Raw genomic sequence first — 18,887 nt, forward strand, 5'->3', positions numbered from 1 at the left:
TGTTTTAGATTTAAAGTAATATTTTAGCTAAAAATAACAAATTTGATGAATACCCAAGAAGAAAAAAGAAGTTTACTTTTAGAAATGATTGCCTTTGCCACTATAGATGGGCATTTGCATAAACGTGAGCTGGAATTTCTTTGGATTGTAGCGGAAGAGTTGAGTGTCAGTAAAGAAGAATTTAAGGATTTATTCCATCAAGAACATCCTAAAAAAGTAATACGATCGGAATTTCAGCGTATTCAGCAATTTTATCGTTTGGCTCTGATTATGCACTGCGATGGCATTCTACATGAAAAAGAAGCTAAGGCAATTCATCAAATTGCGATTGAAATGGGATTGAATCCACTTGCTGTAAAACGAGTTTTAGATTTGATGAAGAATTCGCCGAACGCAATAATCGACCCTAATAAATTACTTAAAGTTTTTCAGGAACAGCATAATTAAGATAACTGTTCCTGAAGTTTTTTAATATCATCACGAAGTTTAGCGGCCTGCATAAAGTCTAATTCTTTTGCTGCTTTTTCCATTGATTTTCGTTTTTCGCGAATCATTTTTTCTAATTCCGTTTTTGATAAATAGGCTGTTTCTGGCTCGGCCGCTTGAGGAAGCGTGTGTCCTAATTCGTACTCTACCAAAGGATTTTTAGTAAATGCACTGTCGATTTTTTTATTTAGAGCCTGAGGCGTAATATTATTTTCGGTGTTGAAATTGATCTGTTTTGTTCTTCGATAATTCGTTTCATCAATGGTTCTTTGCATGCTGGCTGTAATTTTATCAGCATACATAATGGCTTTTCCATTTAAGTTTCTCGCTGCACGACCAATTGTCTGAGTCAACGATCTGTGGTTTCTTAAAAAACCTTCTTTATCGGCATCAAGAATCGCAACCAATGAAACTTCGGGTAAATCTAAACCTTCACGAAGCAAGTTTACACCAATTAAAACATCAAAAATACCTTTTCTCAAATCCTGCATAATTTCAATACGCTCCAAAGTATCGACTTCTGAATGTATATAACGACAACGAATATTCACTTTCGTCAAATATTTGGCTAATTCTTCGGCCATTCTTTTGGTCAAAGTTGTAACCAAAACGCGTTCGTCTAATTCGCATCGAACCTGAATTTCTTCGATCAAATCATCAATCTGATTTAAACTCGGGCGAACTTCAATAACAGGATCTAATAGTCCTGTTGGACGAATAATCTGTTCAACGTAAATTCCATCCGATTTTTGTAATTCATAATCGGCAGGAGTTGCCGAAACGTAAATTACTTGATTTTGCAAAGCTTCAAATTCCTCAAATTTCAAAGGCCTGTTGTCCATTGCAGCGGGCAATCTAAAACCATATTCAACCAAATTTTCTTTACGGCTGCGGTCGCCTCCGTACATGGCATGAACCTGAGAAACGGTAACGTGGCTTTCGTCAACAACCATTAAAAAATCACTCGGAAAATAATCTAATAAACAGAAAGGTCTTGTGCCGGCTTGTCTTCCGTCAAGATAACGAGAATAATTTTCGATTCCAGAGCAATAACCTAATTCCCGAATCATTTCTAAATCGAAATTCGTTCTTTCTTCCAAACGTTTGGCTTCTAGATGTTTTCCTATTTCTTTGAAATAATCAACCTGTTTTACCAAATCCTGCTGAATTTCCCAAATTGCACCTTGCAACACTTCTGGTGAAGTCACAAACATATTGGCCGGATAAATCGTCAGTCTTTTAAATTTCTCAATTACTTGTGAAGTTTTGGCATCAAATGCTTCAATTTCTTCGATTTCATCTCCAAAGAAATGAATTCGATACGCATCATCAGCATAACTCGGATATACTTCAACCGTATCACCTTTTATTCTGAAAGTTCCCGGATTAAAATCGGCTTCTGTTCTGGCGTATAAACTTTGTACCAGACTATGTAATAATTTTGTTCTTGAAATAACTTGATCTCTAGTGATTTCGATAACATTCTTTTTGAATTCTACAGGGTTTCCAATACCATATAAACAGGAAACAGAAGCAACAACTAAAACATCACGACGTCCAGAAAGTAGGGAAGAAGTGGTACTTAAACGCATTTTTTCCAGCTCTTCATTGATAGATAAATCTTTCTCAATAAAAACGCCTGTTACGGGCATAAAAGCTTCCGGCTGATAATAGTCGTAATATGAAACGAAGTATTCAACTGCATTATTTGGGAAAAACTGCTTGAATTCTGAATACAATTGCGCAGCCAAAGTTTTGTTGTGTGCCAAAACCAAAGTGGGACGTTGTACTTCCTGAATAACATTTGCAACAGTAAATGTTTTTCCAGATCCCGTAACTCCTAATAAAGTTTGATATTTTTCTCCATCGACTACACCTTGTGCTAGTTTTTGTATGGCTTGAGGCTGATCTCCTTTTGGACTATATTCTGAGGATACTTGAAAATTCATTTCTTACTGATGAAAGATTAGTTTTGTAAAGATACGAAGTTTGAATTCTATAAAAAAGCTAAATAGGGTTGCTATGAATTACGTGGATTTTACGAATTTATTATGTAGTGTAGTCCCTACGGGACAATCGGTTTGATTGATATTTTTTTCTACTGATATTAAACTCCTAACGGAGTATTTTATAGCGATTTGATAAATATTAAATTCCAACTAAGATATCTCGTAGAGATTAAATATGGGTAGAAAAAAATGTTTTCACACAACAAAATTGTCCAGTAGGGACTGCACATTGTACGTTATTCTAAAAAAACACGAATCGCATCATTCACAATTTGCGATTGATCTATGGATAAAAAATGTCCTGCATCTTTAATTGTTTCGGTTTTGCTATGAATCAGATGTTTTTTTGCTCGCTCTAGACTTTCTTCAGAATTTATAACATCATGATCACCAATTAAAACCAAAACAGGATTTTGAATCGACTCTAATTCTTTATCTGAAAAAGGTGTCATTTTTAGCATACTTGAGTTTGATTTTGCATATTTATTGGCCAAATAAAATTGCCTGTTATAGATAGGGCTAATTTTTTCTGGATGTGTAGAAAATGTTTTTAATGTTTTGTTGAATTTCTTTTCACTCGGAAAAAGTTTTAAAAGCAAAGCTGATGATGTTTTTCTAGGCTTATCAATAAATTTAAAAGTTTGCGCTGGACTTAACAGCACAATTTTGTCAATTGAGTTCTTTTTTTGAATAGCTAATAATGTTGCTATCCAGCCACCACGCGAAGCAGCAACAATATCAAATTTCTTTAATTTATAGTGATTGAAAATTTCATTGTACAAAGTGACAATTTCTTCTGATGAAAGTGGTTTGGCAGTTAGAGTAGATTTATTAGGTTCCATTAAAAAATCAATTGCAAAAACACGATGATTTTTGGATAAAGCTTTGATATTAGGATACCACATGGTTGAACTGGCATCCATTCCGTGAAGAAGCACTAGATCTTTTCCATTTTTTGGTCCGGCAATTACAACGTGTGCTGTTCCAAAACTGGTTTTTACATTTTCTTCTATTAAAGGAATTTCCCAAAGTTTAAGGGCCTTGTCGTAAGCCGCAATGTAATTTTGTTTGTCGGTTTTTGTTTTAAAAACGTAATCTTCAAATTTGGTTTTTTTAGAAGAAGCGCATCCCACGATTAATAAAACAAAGAATAACGGAACGAAGATTTTTGAAGTACTCATAAAATTCAATTTAATTTAAAGGTACAACAATCTAATTTCGAAGAGGTTTCAGAATTTTGATCTAAAATATCAAAATTTTAAGATTTATCATGTTTTGATGTCAAATAATAAATCTGTACGAATGCTAAAATAGCATTAGGAATAATTAATGGCCAAAGCCATTGACTAAAATCTCTATAGTCATTTAAAAACACACCATAAATTACAAAACAAATACAACCAAACATATTAATAAATCGGATTGTTCTGAGGTCTTTCAGTAAAAAACCTCCAACAATAAAAACAGATGCTAGGTAACCAATATACTCTGCCATAGTCTTGATATTAAATAGTTTACAATAAATGTAACAAAACCAAATTATATAATCAAGAGTTGAGGTTGAAAATCAGGGTTTTAGATTTTGAAATTTTTCTGCTCCACTTCATTTAAAAAACTCCAAGCCACAATACGGCTGTTTTTTTGGCCTTGTGACATTTCAATTGTTTTTACTGAAACGGCATTTACTTTTTTTAATGTTTTGTAAATTGAAGAAAGATTTTCTTGTTTTGAAACCAGTGTTGTAAACCATAAACATTGCGAAGCATATTTGACGCTTTCGTAGATCATTTGTGTAACAAATCCAATTTCACCGCCACTGCACCATAATTCAGCATTATGACCACCAAAGTTTAGAACAGGATTTGTGCTTCTTTTTTCTTTTAAATTCGAGACTTTTCTTGACGCACTTTTGTTTGCTTCTTCTGCCGAAGCGTGAAAAGGCGGATTGCACATTGTGAACGTAAAACGGTCTTCGGGAATAATGATATTTTTAAAAATAAATCGAGATTCGGTTTGTTGTTGTAAACTGATTGCATCGATTAATTTTGGATTGTTTTCGATTATTTTACTGCAGTTTTCAATTGCTTTTCCATCTATATCTGTACCAACAAAACTCCATTTATAAATCGCATTTCCTAATATCGGATAGATTAAATTCGCACCTGTACCGATATCTAATCCTAAAACAGAATTTCCTTCTGGAATTTGATTGTTGTTGTTTCCAGCCAATAAATCAGCGATGTAATGAATATAATCGGCTCTTCCTGGAATTGGCGGACAAAGATAATTTTTAGGAATATCCCAATCTTGAATATCATAGTAAGTCTGCAATAAAGCTTTGTTTAAAGTCTTTACAGCAAGCGGATCACTAAAATCAATAGTTTCGATTCCGTGTTTATTTATCGAAACAAAAGCTTTTAATTCGGGACAATTTTTAATAAGAAGTTCAAAATCGTATCGCGAGCGATGCAGATTTCTTGGATGTAAATTGTCTTTTTGTGAATTATCTGTTGCTTTCATTTTTATAAATTTCGTGCAAAGATAGGTATTCCTTTTTTAGAAAAGATTTTATGAAATTTTCCATTAAACCTATTGGCTAAATCCGTTGTAGTAGCTGTTAGTGGCTGGCCGGTTATCTATAATTCTTAATCCTAGATATATTTACTTTTACATTACCCATTTTCTTCTCATTAAGTAATTGAATAAATTGAGTTTGATTAATAACTATTTCAGGACATTTAGGACCAAGTATAATTTCAGTTAATTCTAAGGGTAAAGCTTTATCATTTAGGTTTATTATCATAAATGGATTTAAAATCTTGTGCGAAGTTGTTAAACACCATTTCTTATCTAACGAATGTGGACTAAAACCATTGAAAGACTTGCCCTTAATGTTGTTTTGATCATTCTGAATCAATAATAATCTTACTTCTTTTTCTGGTGCATATTCAAATGATTTAAAAAAGTGTTTCCATATTGACAACGTGCGAAATTGAAAAGAATCTTTGATGTTAACTTTTACGAAATCAATTATTTGTGTAATTAATTCTAATTCGGGATGATAATTTTCTCTATTTATCTCAACTCCATAATTTATTTTTCGAATTTGTAAACCAGGAATGTCTTTTTGTGTCTTAAGTCTAAATACTAAACATCCGCCTTTACAATCATCACCATATAATCTCCATTGCATTAAATCATCATTCAAAGTTGAGCTACAAAGTATAAATCGTTTGTTTAATCGATCAACATCTTTAGACGTTTTAAATGGAACAAAATTTCGATCAAGGTAAGTTTCAACATAACCAACTTCTGATATGTCATTCATTCCGGCTATTCCATTCAACCGCAGACTTTCTTTATCAATAGTTGAAAATACAGTGTCTAGATTGGTATATCTGTAGATAAACTCATTTTGATTTACTTCATCAATTAAGATTTTGAAGAATTTGTTCTCTAAATTTTCTAATTGTCTTATATCTTCCGATATATGATAAAATTGTCCATTTTTATCGTATCGTAAGTTTTTATAAATGTTTTCTTTGGTAAAAAGCTGAAGAATGATTTCTTTTTTGGAGCTTAATGTGTGATAATTATTATGCGAAGTGAAAAAAGTAGAAACTACGTTTTCAATTCCTTTGGCTATTTCATTTTTTACCTTTTCGATTTCTTCTTCGCTTGGAATCTCTAAAAGGAAAAATAATAATTCTTTTGCATTTTGAAAATCCTTTGTTTGATTAGAAAATCTATTCAAAACTTTATGGATTTTCCCATTTGATAAGATTAGAAACTTAAAACTAACTTCGGCAGGTACAAATGCCTCAAAGATATCTTGTAAATTAATTTCCTCGCCTCTCGGTTTGAATTCAAAAATTGCCAAACTCTCGTTTTCTCGAAGTAATATTGCATCAAGCATTTTAAATTTTCCTTCGAAGTGTGTATAAGTTTGAAGAACAAGTTTTAAATCTTTTCTATCATCCACTAATCTTGAAAAAAGCTCAATAAATTCTTGTATTCTTTCGTAATTTTCAGAATAATTTTCCATAGTCTTTCTCGAGGATTATTAATTGTAGTTTCGGTTTTAGGCTTGCCACTAACGTCCCACTATTACAGCGGATTTGGGACTAAATTAAGTCTATTCTTCGGATTTGCCACCCGAGCGAGATAGCGAACGGACGGTGTAAATCATTTAAATACAAAGCTACCTTTCCATTAAGCCTATTACTCAAATCCATTGTACTAGCTGTAAACGGTATTTATTATTTACTTGTTTTCACGCACTTTACAAAGAGTCTGAACTTGTCAGCATCACTTGGGACTACACTTCCGTCATAAATATATAGTCTAATTTTTTTAATTTTCTTTGTCGTGAATGTTATCAAATCCGTAGCATTAAGCGATATGAATGCAGAATACATATATCCGTTACTAGTGGCTTCAACATTGATTTCGGTTTGTTGTTTATTCCATTTTGTTCCGTCTTCAAATAGTACAATTACTCCTTTCTCATTTACATTTAAAGTACTTCCAGAAGTTCTTAAGCTTAAATAGTATAATGGTGGTTTTCCTTTTTTTAAATATTTATAAATCATAATTGGTGATAAATTTCCACTTATCATTAAGGGAGAAGATATTTTTATTTCACCTGTAAAGTCGTCAACCGCTCTTTCAAGTTTAGTGCAAAAAACATGTTCGTCATATGTTATTTTACTCGTATTGAAACAAAAATCATATTCAGAATCTATATCGTATTTATAATAAATTAATTGTTTTGAAATAGAATCTTTTAAGATAAAAATAGGCTCTTTAGATGAGGAATTTTCCAACGTATTACCATTTGCGTCTATTATGTTTTCAACGATAAATACACGATTTAGTAAAGAATCTTTTGCTGTATTAAAATAATATTCTTTTGTAGGATAAATAACATTGTTATCATAAGATGATTGGCAATACTTCAAATCTGAATAAAATGCATAACTAAATCCATCAACTGATGCATCTTCTTTAAGTTTAAAAAAAGCTCCTTTATATAGTAAAAAATCTTTTCCTAAATAATTATCCTCAAACTTTTGTGCGTTTGAAGTTAAACAAATTAGGATTAGTATTAAAAGCAAAAAAAAATGTTTCATTTAGTTTTAGTTTTTTTGGATAATTGCCGCCAAGTAATATATGTATAAAAAATCAAACAAAGTCACTCAATTTTGGACGATTATGTATGATAAACGTCTTAATTATACAATTCAAAGAGCTAAAGTAAGAAAAAGATTTCAATTTTAAAGGCACGAGTTTGAAATCACCATACTCAAAAAGAAAAATTAATCAAAACATTCCATCATCAAAAGATCGCCTTCACGATGCGTAATAGTCACAAGTCCGTCTTGTTCAACCGAATTGCTGCTTCCGGTTCTATAACCCATTGTGAGCGTGTCGTTTTGCAATTCGTATTTTAGATTGGTAGAATAAATTCCATTCACGACGCCAATTGGAATAAGAGAAATTGGTGTTTTGGCAGTGTACCATTTTTCGAATTTTGCTGGAAGCAAGAAGATTTTTGAGTGATCGTCAAGAATTACAATTTTAAGTAAATTGCGATATCGAACAATGTTAGTAAGATTTGTAATCGTGTGATCAGCACGTCTTCCGGTTGCCCAAACAACGTTTACAGCCGGAATTTTTCTTTCGATTAAATAATCAAATGCTTTTTCTAAATCGGTTTTATTTTGGTCTGGCGTGTGAACAATCTCTATTGGATATTGCGACGTTTTATAGATTTCTGGATCGAAACCACGGTCAAAATCGCCCAAAAGCACATCGACTTTTATGCCTAATTCAATAACGCGTTCAATTGCAGAATCGAGAACAACCACAAGAGGCGACCATTCTAAAAGTTGTCCCAATAGTTCACTGCTACAGGCGGCTCCGTTAGCAATAATTAAAGCAGGTTCCTGATCGTCGCGAACTATATGGTGTGATGACATGTGTGTTTTTTTGAATGTGAAGCAAATATACGGCTAGTATTTTAGATTTTAGATTTTAGATTTTAGATTTTTTCCACTTAGAAATAATCAAAAATCAAGAAGCCTTCTATGATAATTGATTTGCCCTAAATGGTAAGCCAAATGTGTTGAAAGGTGAACGAGAAAGAACCCCGTTGTCATTTCTTTTTCAAAGACAATTTGCGGGTAAATGGCTTGTAAATCAGTTTCAGTCAAAGAATCAAGCGCATTATTGACAACAAAAAGAGCCTCTTCAATTTTACTTATTAATTCTGTTTTTGGAATATCTTTTAAAGAAAATTCCAAAGGACGATTTCTGATGTAACCCGTTTTTCCAATTTCTGCACCAATGTAAGTGTTTAAGTTTCCAATTAAATGCAGACAAAGATTTCCTGCTGAATTTGAAACGTTCTTATCAATTTCCCAAATCTTGCTTTCATCTTGGTAGGATTCGATTTCGAATTTTAGTTTGTTTAAGTCTCGTTCAAATAACGATTTAAGAGTTTCTATCAGCATAGTGTAACTATTAATTTGAATAATGAAATCAAGAAAAACTAATCTCTATTTTTTATAGGAATCCAAATTGCTTCTTCAGAATCTGGATCGTCTTTTTTATATTTCTCGTCCATAATAGCAAAATGCGGTCTGTCGTCTACTGTGTATTCAGATTTTGGAAGCCATTCTGCAAAAATCGCGTGATAGGTTTTGTGCGCATCGCTGGCTGGACCTTTATGAATAAAAACGGCATAAATTCCAGTTGGAATTATCAGTGTTTCCATTTCAGCCGGTATAACTGGAAAGTTTCTAACTTCAACAGCTGCCCATTTTTGGAACGTTTTGCTGGCATCAAAATTGTCAAAATAGCCAATTGGAAAAACTTCAAGTGAATATAAATTTGAATCAACTGTATTTTTGATTTCCTTTCTCCTTGGCATAAAACCGCTCCATAATTGAAAAGTATGATTCTCTATAAACGACATTACAATATGTTTGCCGACTAATTTTTTTTCGGTTAAAATTTTAATTTGGGCTTCCATTTTAGTAGGTTTATTTTATAGTGTATTTTTTTAAATCCGTTTCACTTAGCGAAAAATAACCAAGCGGATAATTTTCTTTATTAGTCGTATTAATGATATTTCCTTTTACCGTTGCCGGAGGCGATTGAAATGGCCCGCCAACGTTAGTGCCGGCAATACTTACCAAAATACTCATATAATTGTAATATTGCTTTGAAATTCCGAAATGGGTAATTTCAATTTCGTCTCCCGATTTTAATTCGTCATCATCAGAAAGGCTGAAAAATTCATTTCCTTGATAGAATTTATCATCGTCAACATAATAGTTGGATTTAATTTTATTTGAATATACATATTTGTATAAATAGAAATTATCAGCATCTCCTGGATCATTATAATAAGCTCTTATTTCAATATCTTTTCCTGTAAATCCGCCTTCGTTATTTTGTTCAATATGTGTTATCGGCGCAACAGATTTCATGGTTTCGACAGCGGTATAAGTTTGTCCGTTAGTTTTTACAGTCAAAGTATATTCTGTATTTAAAGCTGGTTTGAAGTTATTGCAGACATAACGGCCCGTTTTAGGAATTTCTATAAAATTAAATTGTTCGTTGGCACTATTTTTTATGAAAATCTGAGCGCCAGAAACGGTCGGAATTACGTTTTCAAAATAACCTGTTGTTGTAGTTAATTTAATAGTTTGCTGTCTTCCTGTAGTGCCTTTTTGCCAGTTTATTGCGGCTTCAATAACTAGTTTTGGTGGCGCTGTATCTAAATCAACGTCAACAACTTCTTCACAGCTCGTAAAGAAAATAGATATAAAAATTACAATTAATAAAGCTGTTTTTTTCATAATATGCTTTTTAAATAAAAAGGTATATTTAAAATTTAAAATTGTAACTCACCGCAGGAACAATTCCAAAAATGGATGTTTTCACCGCTTCATTTTCGCCAGTATCCACATTTTGGCGGAAATTTATGGAAGCAGCATTCTTGCGATTATACAAATTATAGATACTAAAAACCCATTCTCCTTTCCAGTTTCGGTCTTTGTTTTTTCTAGGAGTTAAAGTTGCCGAAACATCTAAATGATGGTAAGCGGGTAATCGGTTTACGTTACGTAAGCCATAACTCGGAACTGTGATTCCTAAATATTCATATTGACCGTTCGGGTAAGTTACTGGCTGTCCGGACTGTAAAGCAAAGTTAGCACCAAAAGACCATTTTTCGTTCAAATTATAAGCAGAAGTTACAGCTAAATTGTGTGTTTTATCGTAAGCCGAATTGTACCATTGTCCATTATTGATTCCGGTTTCCTCTGGAGTTCTACCCGGAGTCTGCTGTTCTGATTTTGATAAAGTGTAAGAAATCCACCCGTTGAACTTGCCTTCGTTTTTCTTTACCATAATTTCTAAGCCATAAGCGCGCATTTGGCCATTTAGAATGACTTGTTCAATGGCATTATTTGCAATTAAATCGGCTCCATCAATATAATCGAGTCTATTTTGAATTTCTTTATAATAGGTTTCAACTTCCAATGAATATGCGCCGTTTTTGATATTTCTGAAATAACCCAAAGCCACTTGATCAGCAATTTGCGGTTTAATATAATTGTCACTTGGCATCCAAACATCCAGCGGAGTAGGTGATGAGGTATTTGAAATCAGTTGAAGATATTGTGCCATTCGGTTATAACTTGCTTTGATTGCTTGTTCATCATTTAGCTGATAGGAAATAGAAAATCGAGGTTCTAAATTGTTATAACTTTTAATTGATTTGTTTTTGCCGAAATATTCTGTACCAATGGGCGTTGCTTTTTCATAAATCTGCATATCGGTATCGAATATAACAGGATTGTTATTTTCGTAAAGATTTACCGAAGAAGGACCTAAACGATAAAACAAACTGTATCGCAATCCATAAGCAATCGTAATTTTTTTCGAAAGCTGATTTTCGGCATCAATATAAATGGATGGCTCAAAAGCATATTTCTTGTCCAATTGATCCGGATTAATTCCAGAATCTGGACCGCTTGGCTTAATAGTTCCGGGATTGAATTTGTAATAAATCCCGTTTAAGCCGTAGCTTAATTTGAATTTATCTGAAATATAATGTTTGAAATCGTATTTGATATTATAATTTTGAATGCCTGAATCCCATTTAAAGCCAACAAAATCAAGATCTAAACCGTAGTAATAATCACTATAAATCAGAGATAGATTTGAGAATAATTTGTCTGAGTATAAATGATTCCAACGAAGATTTAAGGTTGAATTTCCGTAAATATTTGTGAAGCTTTTATTTAAGCTGAAAACATCTCTTCCAAAATAACCTGACAAATACAAACTGTTATTGTCGTTTAATTTGTAACTCAATTTTGTATTCAGATCATAAAAATAGGCGGCATTATCTTTTTGATCTTCCGATAATTTTAAAAATAAATGAGCATACGAAGCTCTTCCTCCAATTAAAAAAGAACCTTTGTCTTTTACCAAAGGGCCTTCTGCTAAAAGTCGGCTTGAAATTAATCCGATTCCTCCATTCACATGGAATTCTTTACTGTTCCCGTCTTTCTGGTAAATATCCAATACAGAAGAAGCTCGTCCGCCAAAACGCGCCGGGATTCCTCCTTTATATAACTTCAAATCTTTAATCGCATCGGGATTAAAAACGGAGAAAAAACCAAAAACGTGAGAAGAGTTAAAAATCGTTGCTTCGTCTAATAAAATTAAATTCTGATCAGCGCCACCGCCTCGAACATTAAATCCTGATGCGCCTTCGCCTGCATTTGTAACGCCTGGAAGTAATAAAATAGATTTCAAAACATCAACTTCTCCTAAAACTACTGGCATTTTTTTTATGGTGGCAATAGAGAGCTTGTTGGCGCTCATTTCTGGAGATTTAATATTGATTTTGCCTTTGTTATCTTTAATGACAACTTCTTGAAGTTCTTGACCTGCTCCTTCGCTAAGGCTTAAATTCAGTTTGGTATTTTGGTTTAATATGACAGTTTGCTGGAGTGTTTGATAGCCAACATAACTAATTTCAACTTGGTGTTCGCCTTTCGGAATTGTCAGCGAATAAAAACCGTATTCGTTTGTTGTAGTTCCAATTTTTAAAGATGGAATATAGATATTGACAGCAATTAAGGTTTCATTGCTTTTATTGTCCTTTATCGTACCACTCAGAGTGAATTTTTCTTGAGAAAATGAAGTAAACGCCGTTAAAATTAAAATAATAAGGATGCAAAACTTTCTGATAATCATCTTTTTGATTTTGGTTTACATAGTTAAGAATTCTTACTAATATATTAATACAAAAACGGTGTTAAACATTAGTTAAGATAAGAAAAAAAGACAACCGTTGAGGGTTGTCTTTTTTATTTATCTGTATTAGCACATTTAGTTATGCTCTGGTATTATTTGATTTTAGCAATAATAGCATTGAATGTTTCACTAGGACGCATTGCTTTGCTTACTAATTCAGGATTTGGCTGATAATATCCTCCAATGTTTTGAGCTTTTCCTTGAGCACCAATTAATTCTGCATCGATTTTAGCTTCGTTCGCTTCAAATTCAGCAGCAATTGGTGTGAAGATTGCTTTTAATTCAGCATCTTTATTTTGAGCTGCCAAAGCTTGCGCCCAATAGAAAGCTAAATAAAAATGAGATCCACGGTTGTCAATCTGACCAACTTTACGAGCTGGAGATTTGTCATTTGCCAAGAATTTATCGTTTGCTTGGTCTAAAGTTTCAGATAAAACAATCGCTTTAGAATTGTCTAAAGTTTGTCCTAAATGCTCTAAAGATGCACCAAGAGCTAAAAATTCTCCTAATGAATCCCAACGTAAATATCCTTCTTCTGTAAATTGCTCAACGTGTTTAGGAGCAGATCCTCCAGCACCAGTTTCGAACAATCCTCCACCATTCATTAATGGAACGATAGATAACATTTTTGCAGAAGTTCCTAACTCAAGAATTGGGAATAAATCTGTTAAGTAGTCACGTAAAACGTTTCCAGTTACAGAGATAGTATCTAAACCTTTGATGATTCTGTCTAAAGTAAATTCAGTTGCAGCGATTGGGTTTAAAATACGGATATCTAAGTTTGTAGTATCGTAATCTTTAAGATATTTTTGAACTTTTACGATCAATTCTCTATCGTGCGCTCTGTTTTCATCTAACCAGAAAACAGCAGGCGTGCTAGATAAACGAGCTCTGTTTACAGCCAATTTAACCCAGTCCTGAATAGGAGCATCTTTCGCCTGACACATTCTGAAAATGTCGTTTGCTTCAACGTTTTGTTCCATTAAAACAGTTCCGTTTGCATCAACAACACGAACAACTCCGTCAGCTTTCATTTGGAAAGTTTTATCGTGAGATCCGTATTCTTCTGCTTTTTGAGCCATTAATCCAACATTTGGAACACTTCCCATTGTTTTAGGATCAAAAGCACCGTGTTTTTTACAGAAGTCAATTGTTGCAGTGTAAAGACCTGCATATGAGCGGTCTGGAATAACTGCAATTGTATCTTGCTGTTTACCTTCTTTATTGTACATCTGTCCAGAAGTACGGATCATTGCTGGCATAGAAGCGTCAACAATCACATCTGAAGGAACGTGTAAGTTTGTAATTCCTTTATCAGAATTAACCATTGCTAGAGCTGGTCCGTTTTCGATTGCTTTAGTAATGTCAGCTTCAACTTCAGCCTGCTCAGGTCTTCCAGCAATTTTTGCATAGATATCACCTAAACCGTTTCTAGTGTCAATGTTTAATTCAGCAAATAAAACTTCGTATTTTTTGAATAGATCAGCAAAATATACTTCAACGATAGCGCCAAAGATAATTGGATCTGAAACTTTCATCATTGTAGCTTTTAAGTGCACAGAAAGTAATACACCTTCTTTTTTTGCTTCAGCGATTGCTTCAGCAGCAAAAGTTTTTAATTTGTTTACACTTAAAACAGAGCTGTCAATAATTTCACCAGCTTTTAGTGGAGTGCTTGCTTTAAGAACAGTTGTAGTTCCGTCTTTAGCAACGAATTCGATTTTTACATCATTAGCTTCAGCAACAGTAAGTGATTGTTCACTTCCGTAGAAATCACCTCCTGGCATAGAAGCAACTTTAGTTTTTGAGTCAGCAGACCAAGCACCCATTGAATGCGGATTTGCTTTTGCAAAGTTTTTAACCGCTCTTGGAGCTCTACGATCAGAGTTTCCTTCACGTAAAACTGGGTTTACGGCAGAACCTAAAACTTTTGCATATTTTGCTTTAATTTCTTTTTCAGCATCCGTTTGAGGATCTTCTGGGAAATTAGGAACGTTGTATCCGTGAGATTGTAATTCAGCAATAGCCGCTTTTAATTGTGGTACAGATGCAGAAACGTTTGGCAATTTGATGATGTTAGCTTCAGGTTTTGTAGCTAGTTGGCCAAGTTCAGATAAAGCATCTACTGTTTTTTGAGCATCTGTTAATGATTCAGGAAAGTTTGATAAAATTCTTCCTGCTAAAGAGATATCTCTGGTTTCAATAGCGATACCTGCTGTAGAAGTAAACGCCTGCACAATTGGTAACAAAGAATAAGTCGCTAATAAAGGCGCCTCATCAGTTAAGGTGTAAAAAATTTTTGAATTCTGTGTCATTTTTTTTTTTTTTTTTTATAAGCGTGTCGTCAAAGGATGACGATATGAAAAGTATAGTCGGCTCAAAACGAGCGGAGCAAATATAATAAAAACAGTCCGAAATCGGTGTAGTTTTGTTTAGAAATGGAGGATTTAACAGATTGTTATTTCATTCTCTTTAAATTGTCAAATCAATGGTTTTGATATTAAAAAATTACGGTTTTGATATTGGCCGAAATAAAGGCATAAAAAAAACTCGTTTCAAATGATATGAAACGAGTTTTTTATAACAAAGTGATAAATGATTATCTTCTTTTATCTTTAATCTTAGCTTTTTTACCAGTAAGTTCTCTGAAGTAGAAAATTCTAGCTCTACGAACTGCACCTTTTTTGTTGATTTCGATTTTTTGTAAAGCTGGTAAGTTTACTGGGAAGATACGCTCAACTCCAATAGCTCCAGACATTTTACGAATCGTGAAAGTTTCTGTGTTTCCAGAACCTCTTCTTTGAATAACAACTCCTTTAAAAAACTGAGTTCTTGTTTTTTCACCCTCTTTAATTTCGTAGAAAACTGTGATAGTATCTCCAGCTCCAAACTCAGGGAAATCTTTTTTAGCAACGAATTCGTTTTGAACGAATTTTAATAAATCTGCCATGATAATTTTATTATTATAGTTTTATATAGAGTAACATTCACGGATCTCGCCAGAGGTTAGTCTAATTCGGGTGCAAATGTAGAAAATAATTATAAATTATGAATTATAAATTGTAAATTATTTTAAGTTGTTGATAAATTGATTGTTAGTCTCAGTTTTCAGTGGTAGTTTTCAGTTTTTGCTGCATGAATTTAGCATCTAAACTGAGAACTGAGACTGAGACTGAGACTGAAAACTATTTAATGTTCTTCCAATAAATCTGGACGTCTATTTTTAGTGTGTTCGAACGCCTTGTCTTCGCGCCATTTATCAATTTTGGCTGCATGACCGCTGGTTAAAACTTCTGGAACTTTCCATCCTTTATAATCTGCGGGTCTTGTGTATATAGGTCCAGAAAGCAAATTATCCTGAAAACTGTCCGTCAAAGCTGAGGTTTCATCACTTAAAACACCAGGAATTAATCTAATTAATGCATCAGATAAAACGATCGCGCCTAATTCTCCGCCAGATAAAACATAATCACCAATCGAGATTTCTTTGGTAATAAAATGATCTCTTACTCTTTGATCAACACCTTTATAATGTCCGCATAAAATGATTATGTTTTCATACATTGACATTGTGTTGGCCATTTTTTGATTCAGCGTTTCTCCGTCAGGCGACATATAAATGATTTCATCATATTCTCGCTGACTTTTTAAATGAGTTATACAATCGTCAATTGGCTGAATTGTCATTACCATTCCTGCGCCTCCTCCAAAAGGATAATCGTCGACACTTTTTTGTCTATTAGTACTATAATCACGAAGATTGTGAAAATGTACTTCGACTAAACCTTTGTCAATGGCACGTTTCATAATTGAAGCTTCAAATGGGCTTCTTAATAATTCAGGTAAAAGTGTAATAATGTCAATTCGCATTTCGCTCTTTCAAAAGTTTTGGGTGCAAAGATACAAAGTAAATATGGAAGAAATTTAAAAAATGCCAGCTTGAACAAATGTGAAATTAAATGGATTTTTTTGTATTTAATTAATTGCTTTTCAAATGAATAAATAATAATTATATAACATTTGAATGTTTTTATGTAATCCTTTTTTTAATAATTTTAAGTACCATTACATAATTGTTTATGTGTAAAACTTTTGCCTTAAATCTAAATCTTGATCTAATGAAAAAAATAATTGTATTGTGTGCTGTAATGGTATTATGTGCATGCGCGAGCTCAAAAAATACGGGTGACAAATGGGTTGGTAAATCAAAACAAAATTTGATGAAAGCCTGGGGAACTCCAGTAAGGACATTTGATAATACAACAGATGGCGAAATATTGGTTTACGCAGATCAAGTTTATGAAAAAGATAAAGATCATGATTCAAGAATGGCAGGTCCGTTATATTGGAATTACGTTTATATTTATGTAGATAAATCTGGAAAAGTAGTTTCTTATAGAAATGAAAAACAAAATTATCCTCCACAATCTATTGATTCTGATAAATTATCGGGGATGAGTTTGTTGACGGTGAAGTGATTTCGAAGCATAATTTTTCAGTAAAGAATTTTATTTCGTTTATAAATAAATGGTATTTTTAAAGGTTCAATTTAAAAATAGCGCCAATTAAGAATGTCTTCTCAAAAAATAAAAATCTTCGCAATTAATGGCAGTACTAGAAAAAATGCCAGCAATTTTAAAATTCTAAAACATATTTCAGAAAATTTAAAATCACAATTTGAGGTTGAAATTTTTGAAAAATTAGATCGATTACCACATTTTAATCCTGATCTTGATCAAGAAAAAGCACCAGAAAGCGTAATTCATTTCAGAAATAAAGTTGCCCAGGCAGATGGTATCTTGATCTGTACTCCAGAATATGTTTTCAGTTTACCAGGAACTTTAAAGAATGCTTTAGAATGGTGTGTTTCGACGACTGTTTTTTCAGGGAAAAAGTCGGGACTTATCACAGCTTCGGCGTCTGGTGAAATGGCGCATGACCAACTTTTGCTTATTATGAAAACGGTTGAAGCTAAATTCGACAACACTTCAACATTATTGATACAAGGTGTTCGCGGAAAAATAGATAACGAAGGAAAAATCACAAATCTCGACACAGAAAAGGCGCTTGCCAACTTTATCACTAATTTTCAAAATCAATTTTAGATTGATTTGTGCAGTATTTCAATAAAAAGACTAGTTTTACTTTTAGATTTATTGAGATTCAAATGATAACGAGAAGAAACTTTATTATAAATACTGGCTTGGCTGCAACTGCGGTTTTAGCGCTGCCTTCATTAGCTTTTACTATGAACAAAAAAGAAATAGGTTTGCAGTTATATACATTGCGTGATGAACTTCCTAAAGATGTAAAATCGACTTTAGAAAAAGTAGCAAAAGCGGGTTATACAACTGTCGAAACATATGGTTTTTCTATAAAAGATCAATTTTGGGGATTATCGCCAAAGGATTTAAAAAAGATTTTGGATGATAATGATTTAAAAGCAGTTAGTGGTCATTATAATTTAGGAAGTTATTTATACGATGGAAATACAGCCGAACTTATTGCTGCAATTGAAGCCGCAAAAGTTTTGAAAAACGAATTCCTAACCGTTCCATGGGTCGATGAACCCTTTAGAAAAACTATAGAGAATTATAAAACTATTGCTTTGCGTTTAAACGAAGCGGCTAAAATGTGCAAAAAAGCAGGTCTTAAATTAGCATATCATAATCACGATTTTGAATTTCAAAAACATGACGGCGTTACGGGTTATGAAATCTTGTTAAAGGAAACGGACAAAGATTTAGTTTACTTTGAATTGGATTTATACTGGGTAGCAAGATCTGGAAATGATTCTTTAAAATTGTTTAAAGAAAATCCGGGTCGTTTCAAAATGTGGCATATAAAAGATATGGATAAAGCAAACCAAGCGCTGAATACTGAAGTTGGTTCAGGATTAATTGATTTTAAGCCTTTATTTGCAGCAGCAAAACAATCAGGAATGATTCATTTTTTTGTTGAACAGGAAAATAATTTTGCAGCTAATGCTTTTGAATCCATAAAAACTAGCTGTGATTTTATTGCGAAAAATCTAATTTAATTTATTGGTAA

General features: G+C 33.0%; 18 protein-coding genes. 4 read left to right on the top strand and 14 right to left on the bottom strand.

Annotated elements, in window-relative coordinates:
* Positions 1 to 45 precede the first annotated feature (45 nt).
* Complete coding sequence (locus RB619_RS00440; protein WP_308092682.1) at positions 46 to 447, top strand: TerB family tellurite resistance protein; 402 nt, start codon at positions 46 to 48, stop codon at positions 445 to 447.
* On the opposite strand, the gene uvrB is transcribed toward RB619_RS00440, so the two are convergent.
* From uvrB to trmD, 14 genes are all read right to left on the bottom strand, one after another.
* Entirely contained in the window at positions 444 to 2,435 is a 1,992-nt protein-coding gene (gene uvrB, locus RB619_RS00445) for an excinuclease ABC subunit UvrB (RefSeq protein WP_308092687.1), read from the bottom strand. The two genes, RB619_RS00440 and uvrB, sit on opposite strands and share 4 nt — an antisense overlap.
* A gap of 296 nt (positions 2,436 to 2,731) precedes the next feature.
* Complete coding sequence (locus tag RB619_RS00450) at positions 2,732 to 3,676, bottom strand: alpha/beta hydrolase (protein WP_308092689.1); 945 nt, start codon at positions 3,674 to 3,676, stop codon at positions 2,732 to 2,734.
* Positions 3,677 to 3,753: 77 nt separating this feature from the next.
* Positions 3,754 to 3,990 (bottom strand): uroporphyrinogen decarboxylase, encoded by a 237-nt coding sequence (locus RB619_RS00455; RefSeq protein WP_308092691.1) that lies wholly within the window; start codon positions 3,988 to 3,990, stop codon positions 3,754 to 3,756.
* An 80-nt stretch (positions 3,991 to 4,070) separates the two neighbouring features.
* The gene (rlmF, locus tag RB619_RS00460) at positions 4,071 to 5,015 is read right to left on the bottom strand and encodes a 23S rRNA (adenine(1618)-N(6))-methyltransferase RlmF (protein WP_308092697.1); all 945 of its coding nucleotides are present in this window, start codon (positions 5,013 to 5,015) and stop codon (positions 4,071 to 4,073) included.
* Positions 5,016 to 5,127: 112 nt separating this feature from the next.
* Complete coding sequence (locus RB619_RS00465; protein ID WP_308092699.1) at positions 5,128 to 6,540, bottom strand: hypothetical protein; 1,413 nt, start codon at positions 6,538 to 6,540, stop codon at positions 5,128 to 5,130.
* A 214-nt stretch (positions 6,541 to 6,754) separates the two neighbouring features.
* Entirely contained in the window at positions 6,755 to 7,627 is an 873-nt protein-coding gene (locus RB619_RS00470; protein ID WP_308092701.1) for a hypothetical protein, read from the bottom strand.
* Between the two features lie 186 nt (positions 7,628 to 7,813).
* Positions 7,814 to 8,476, bottom strand: a complete 663-nt coding sequence (locus RB619_RS00475; protein ID WP_308092703.1) for a thiamine diphosphokinase — start codon at positions 8,474 to 8,476, stop codon at positions 7,814 to 7,816.
* A gap of 87 nt (positions 8,477 to 8,563) precedes the next feature.
* The gene (locus RB619_RS00480) at positions 8,564 to 9,010 is read right to left on the bottom strand and encodes a DUF1572 family protein (protein WP_308092705.1); all 447 of its coding nucleotides are present in this window, start codon (positions 9,008 to 9,010) and stop codon (positions 8,564 to 8,566) included.
* Positions 9,011 to 9,048: 38 nt separating this feature from the next.
* A complete protein-coding gene (locus RB619_RS00485) occupies positions 9,049 to 9,531 on the bottom strand; it encodes a GyrI-like domain-containing protein (RefSeq protein WP_308092707.1) in 483 nt (160 codons plus the stop codon).
* Positions 9,532 to 9,541: 10 nt separating this feature from the next.
* A complete protein-coding gene (locus RB619_RS00490; RefSeq protein ID WP_308092709.1) occupies positions 9,542 to 10,363 on the bottom strand; it encodes a DUF4249 domain-containing protein in 822 nt (273 codons plus the stop codon).
* A gap of 28 nt (positions 10,364 to 10,391) precedes the next feature.
* A complete protein-coding gene (locus tag RB619_RS00495) occupies positions 10,392 to 12,776 on the bottom strand; it encodes a TonB-dependent receptor (RefSeq protein ID WP_308092712.1) in 2,385 nt (794 codons plus the stop codon).
* Between the two features lie 152 nt (positions 12,777 to 12,928).
* Positions 12,929 to 15,151: an NADP-dependent isocitrate dehydrogenase gene (locus tag RB619_RS00500; protein ID WP_308092718.1), complete on the bottom strand. Its 2,223-nt coding sequence runs from the start codon at positions 15,149 to 15,151 to the stop codon at positions 12,929 to 12,931.
* A 284-nt stretch (positions 15,152 to 15,435) separates the two neighbouring features.
* On the bottom strand, positions 15,436 to 15,786 hold the full coding sequence (gene rplS / locus RB619_RS00505) for a 50S ribosomal protein L19 (RefSeq protein ID WP_073487327.1): 351 nt from the start codon (positions 15,784 to 15,786) through the stop codon (positions 15,436 to 15,438).
* A gap of 239 nt (positions 15,787 to 16,025) precedes the next feature.
* Complete coding sequence (gene trmD, locus RB619_RS00510) at positions 16,026 to 16,706, bottom strand: tRNA (guanosine(37)-N1)-methyltransferase TrmD (RefSeq protein ID WP_308092722.1); 681 nt, start codon at positions 16,704 to 16,706, stop codon at positions 16,026 to 16,028.
* A gap of 248 nt (positions 16,707 to 16,954) precedes the next feature.
* Here trmD and RB619_RS00515 point away from each other — a divergent pair, with 248 nt between their 5' ends.
* From RB619_RS00515 to RB619_RS00525, 3 genes are all read left to right on the top strand, one after another.
* Positions 16,955 to 17,314, top strand: coding sequence for a hypothetical protein (locus tag RB619_RS00515; RefSeq protein WP_308092724.1), 360 nt, complete (start codon positions 16,955 to 16,957; stop codon positions 17,312 to 17,314).
* Between the two features lie 93 nt (positions 17,315 to 17,407).
* A complete protein-coding gene (locus RB619_RS00520; protein WP_308092726.1) occupies positions 17,408 to 17,941 on the top strand; it encodes an NADPH-dependent FMN reductase in 534 nt (177 codons plus the stop codon).
* A 62-nt stretch (positions 17,942 to 18,003) separates the two neighbouring features.
* Positions 18,004 to 18,876, top strand: a complete 873-nt coding sequence (locus RB619_RS00525; RefSeq protein WP_308092728.1) for a sugar phosphate isomerase/epimerase — start codon at positions 18,004 to 18,006, stop codon at positions 18,874 to 18,876.
* Positions 18,877 to 18,887 lie beyond the last annotated feature (11 nt).

Origin of the sequence: Flavobacterium sp. LHD-80 (assembly GCF_030929605.1) — a bacterium.
Taxonomy (GTDB): domain Bacteria; phylum Bacteroidota; class Bacteroidia; order Flavobacteriales; family Flavobacteriaceae; genus Flavobacterium.

Coding starts and splice junctions, on each gene's coding strand:
- RB619_RS00440 (WP_308092682.1), top strand. CDS start 46: ATGAATACCCAAGAAGAAAAAAGAAGTTTACTTTTAGAAATGATTGCC.
- uvrB (WP_308092687.1), bottom strand. CDS start 2,435: ATGAATTTTCAAGTATCCTCAGAATATAGTCCAAAAGGAGATCAGCCT.
- RB619_RS00450 (WP_308092689.1), bottom strand. CDS start 3,676: ATGAGTACTTCAAAAATCTTCGTTCCGTTATTCTTTGTTTTATTAATC.
- RB619_RS00455 (WP_308092691.1), bottom strand. CDS start 3,990: ATGGCAGAGTATATTGGTTACCTAGCATCTGTTTTTATTGTTGGAGGT.
- rlmF (WP_308092697.1), bottom strand. CDS start 5,015: ATGAAAGCAACAGATAATTCACAAAAAGACAATTTACATCCAAGAAAT.
- RB619_RS00465 (WP_308092699.1), bottom strand. CDS start 6,540: ATGGAAAATTATTCTGAAAATTACGAAAGAATACAAGAATTTATTGAG.
- RB619_RS00470 (WP_308092701.1), bottom strand. CDS start 7,627: ATGAAACATTTTTTTTTGCTTTTAATACTAATCCTAATTTGTTTAACT.
- RB619_RS00475 (WP_308092703.1), bottom strand. CDS start 8,476: ATGTCATCACACCATATAGTTCGCGACGATCAGGAACCTGCTTTAATT.
- RB619_RS00480 (WP_308092705.1), bottom strand. CDS start 9,010: ATGCTGATAGAAACTCTTAAATCGTTATTTGAACGAGACTTAAACAAA.
- RB619_RS00485 (WP_308092707.1), bottom strand. CDS start 9,531: ATGGAAGCCCAAATTAAAATTTTAACCGAAAAAAAATTAGTCGGCAAA.
- RB619_RS00490 (WP_308092709.1), bottom strand. CDS start 10,363: ATGAAAAAAACAGCTTTATTAATTGTAATTTTTATATCTATTTTCTTT.
- RB619_RS00495 (WP_308092712.1), bottom strand. CDS start 12,776: ATGATTATCAGAAAGTTTTGCATCCTTATTATTTTAATTTTAACGGCG.
- RB619_RS00500 (WP_308092718.1), bottom strand. CDS start 15,151: ATGACACAGAATTCAAAAATTTTTTACACCTTAACTGATGAGGCGCCT.
- rplS (WP_073487327.1), bottom strand. CDS start 15,786: ATGGCAGATTTATTAAAATTCGTTCAAAACGAATTCGTTGCTAAAAAA.
- trmD (WP_308092722.1), bottom strand. CDS start 16,706: ATGCGAATTGACATTATTACACTTTTACCTGAATTATTAAGAAGCCCA.
- RB619_RS00515 (WP_308092724.1), top strand. CDS start 16,955: ATGAAAAAAATAATTGTATTGTGTGCTGTAATGGTATTATGTGCATGC.
- RB619_RS00520 (WP_308092726.1), top strand. CDS start 17,408: ATGTCTTCTCAAAAAATAAAAATCTTCGCAATTAATGGCAGTACTAGA.
- RB619_RS00525 (WP_308092728.1), top strand. CDS start 18,004: ATGATAACGAGAAGAAACTTTATTATAAATACTGGCTTGGCTGCAACT.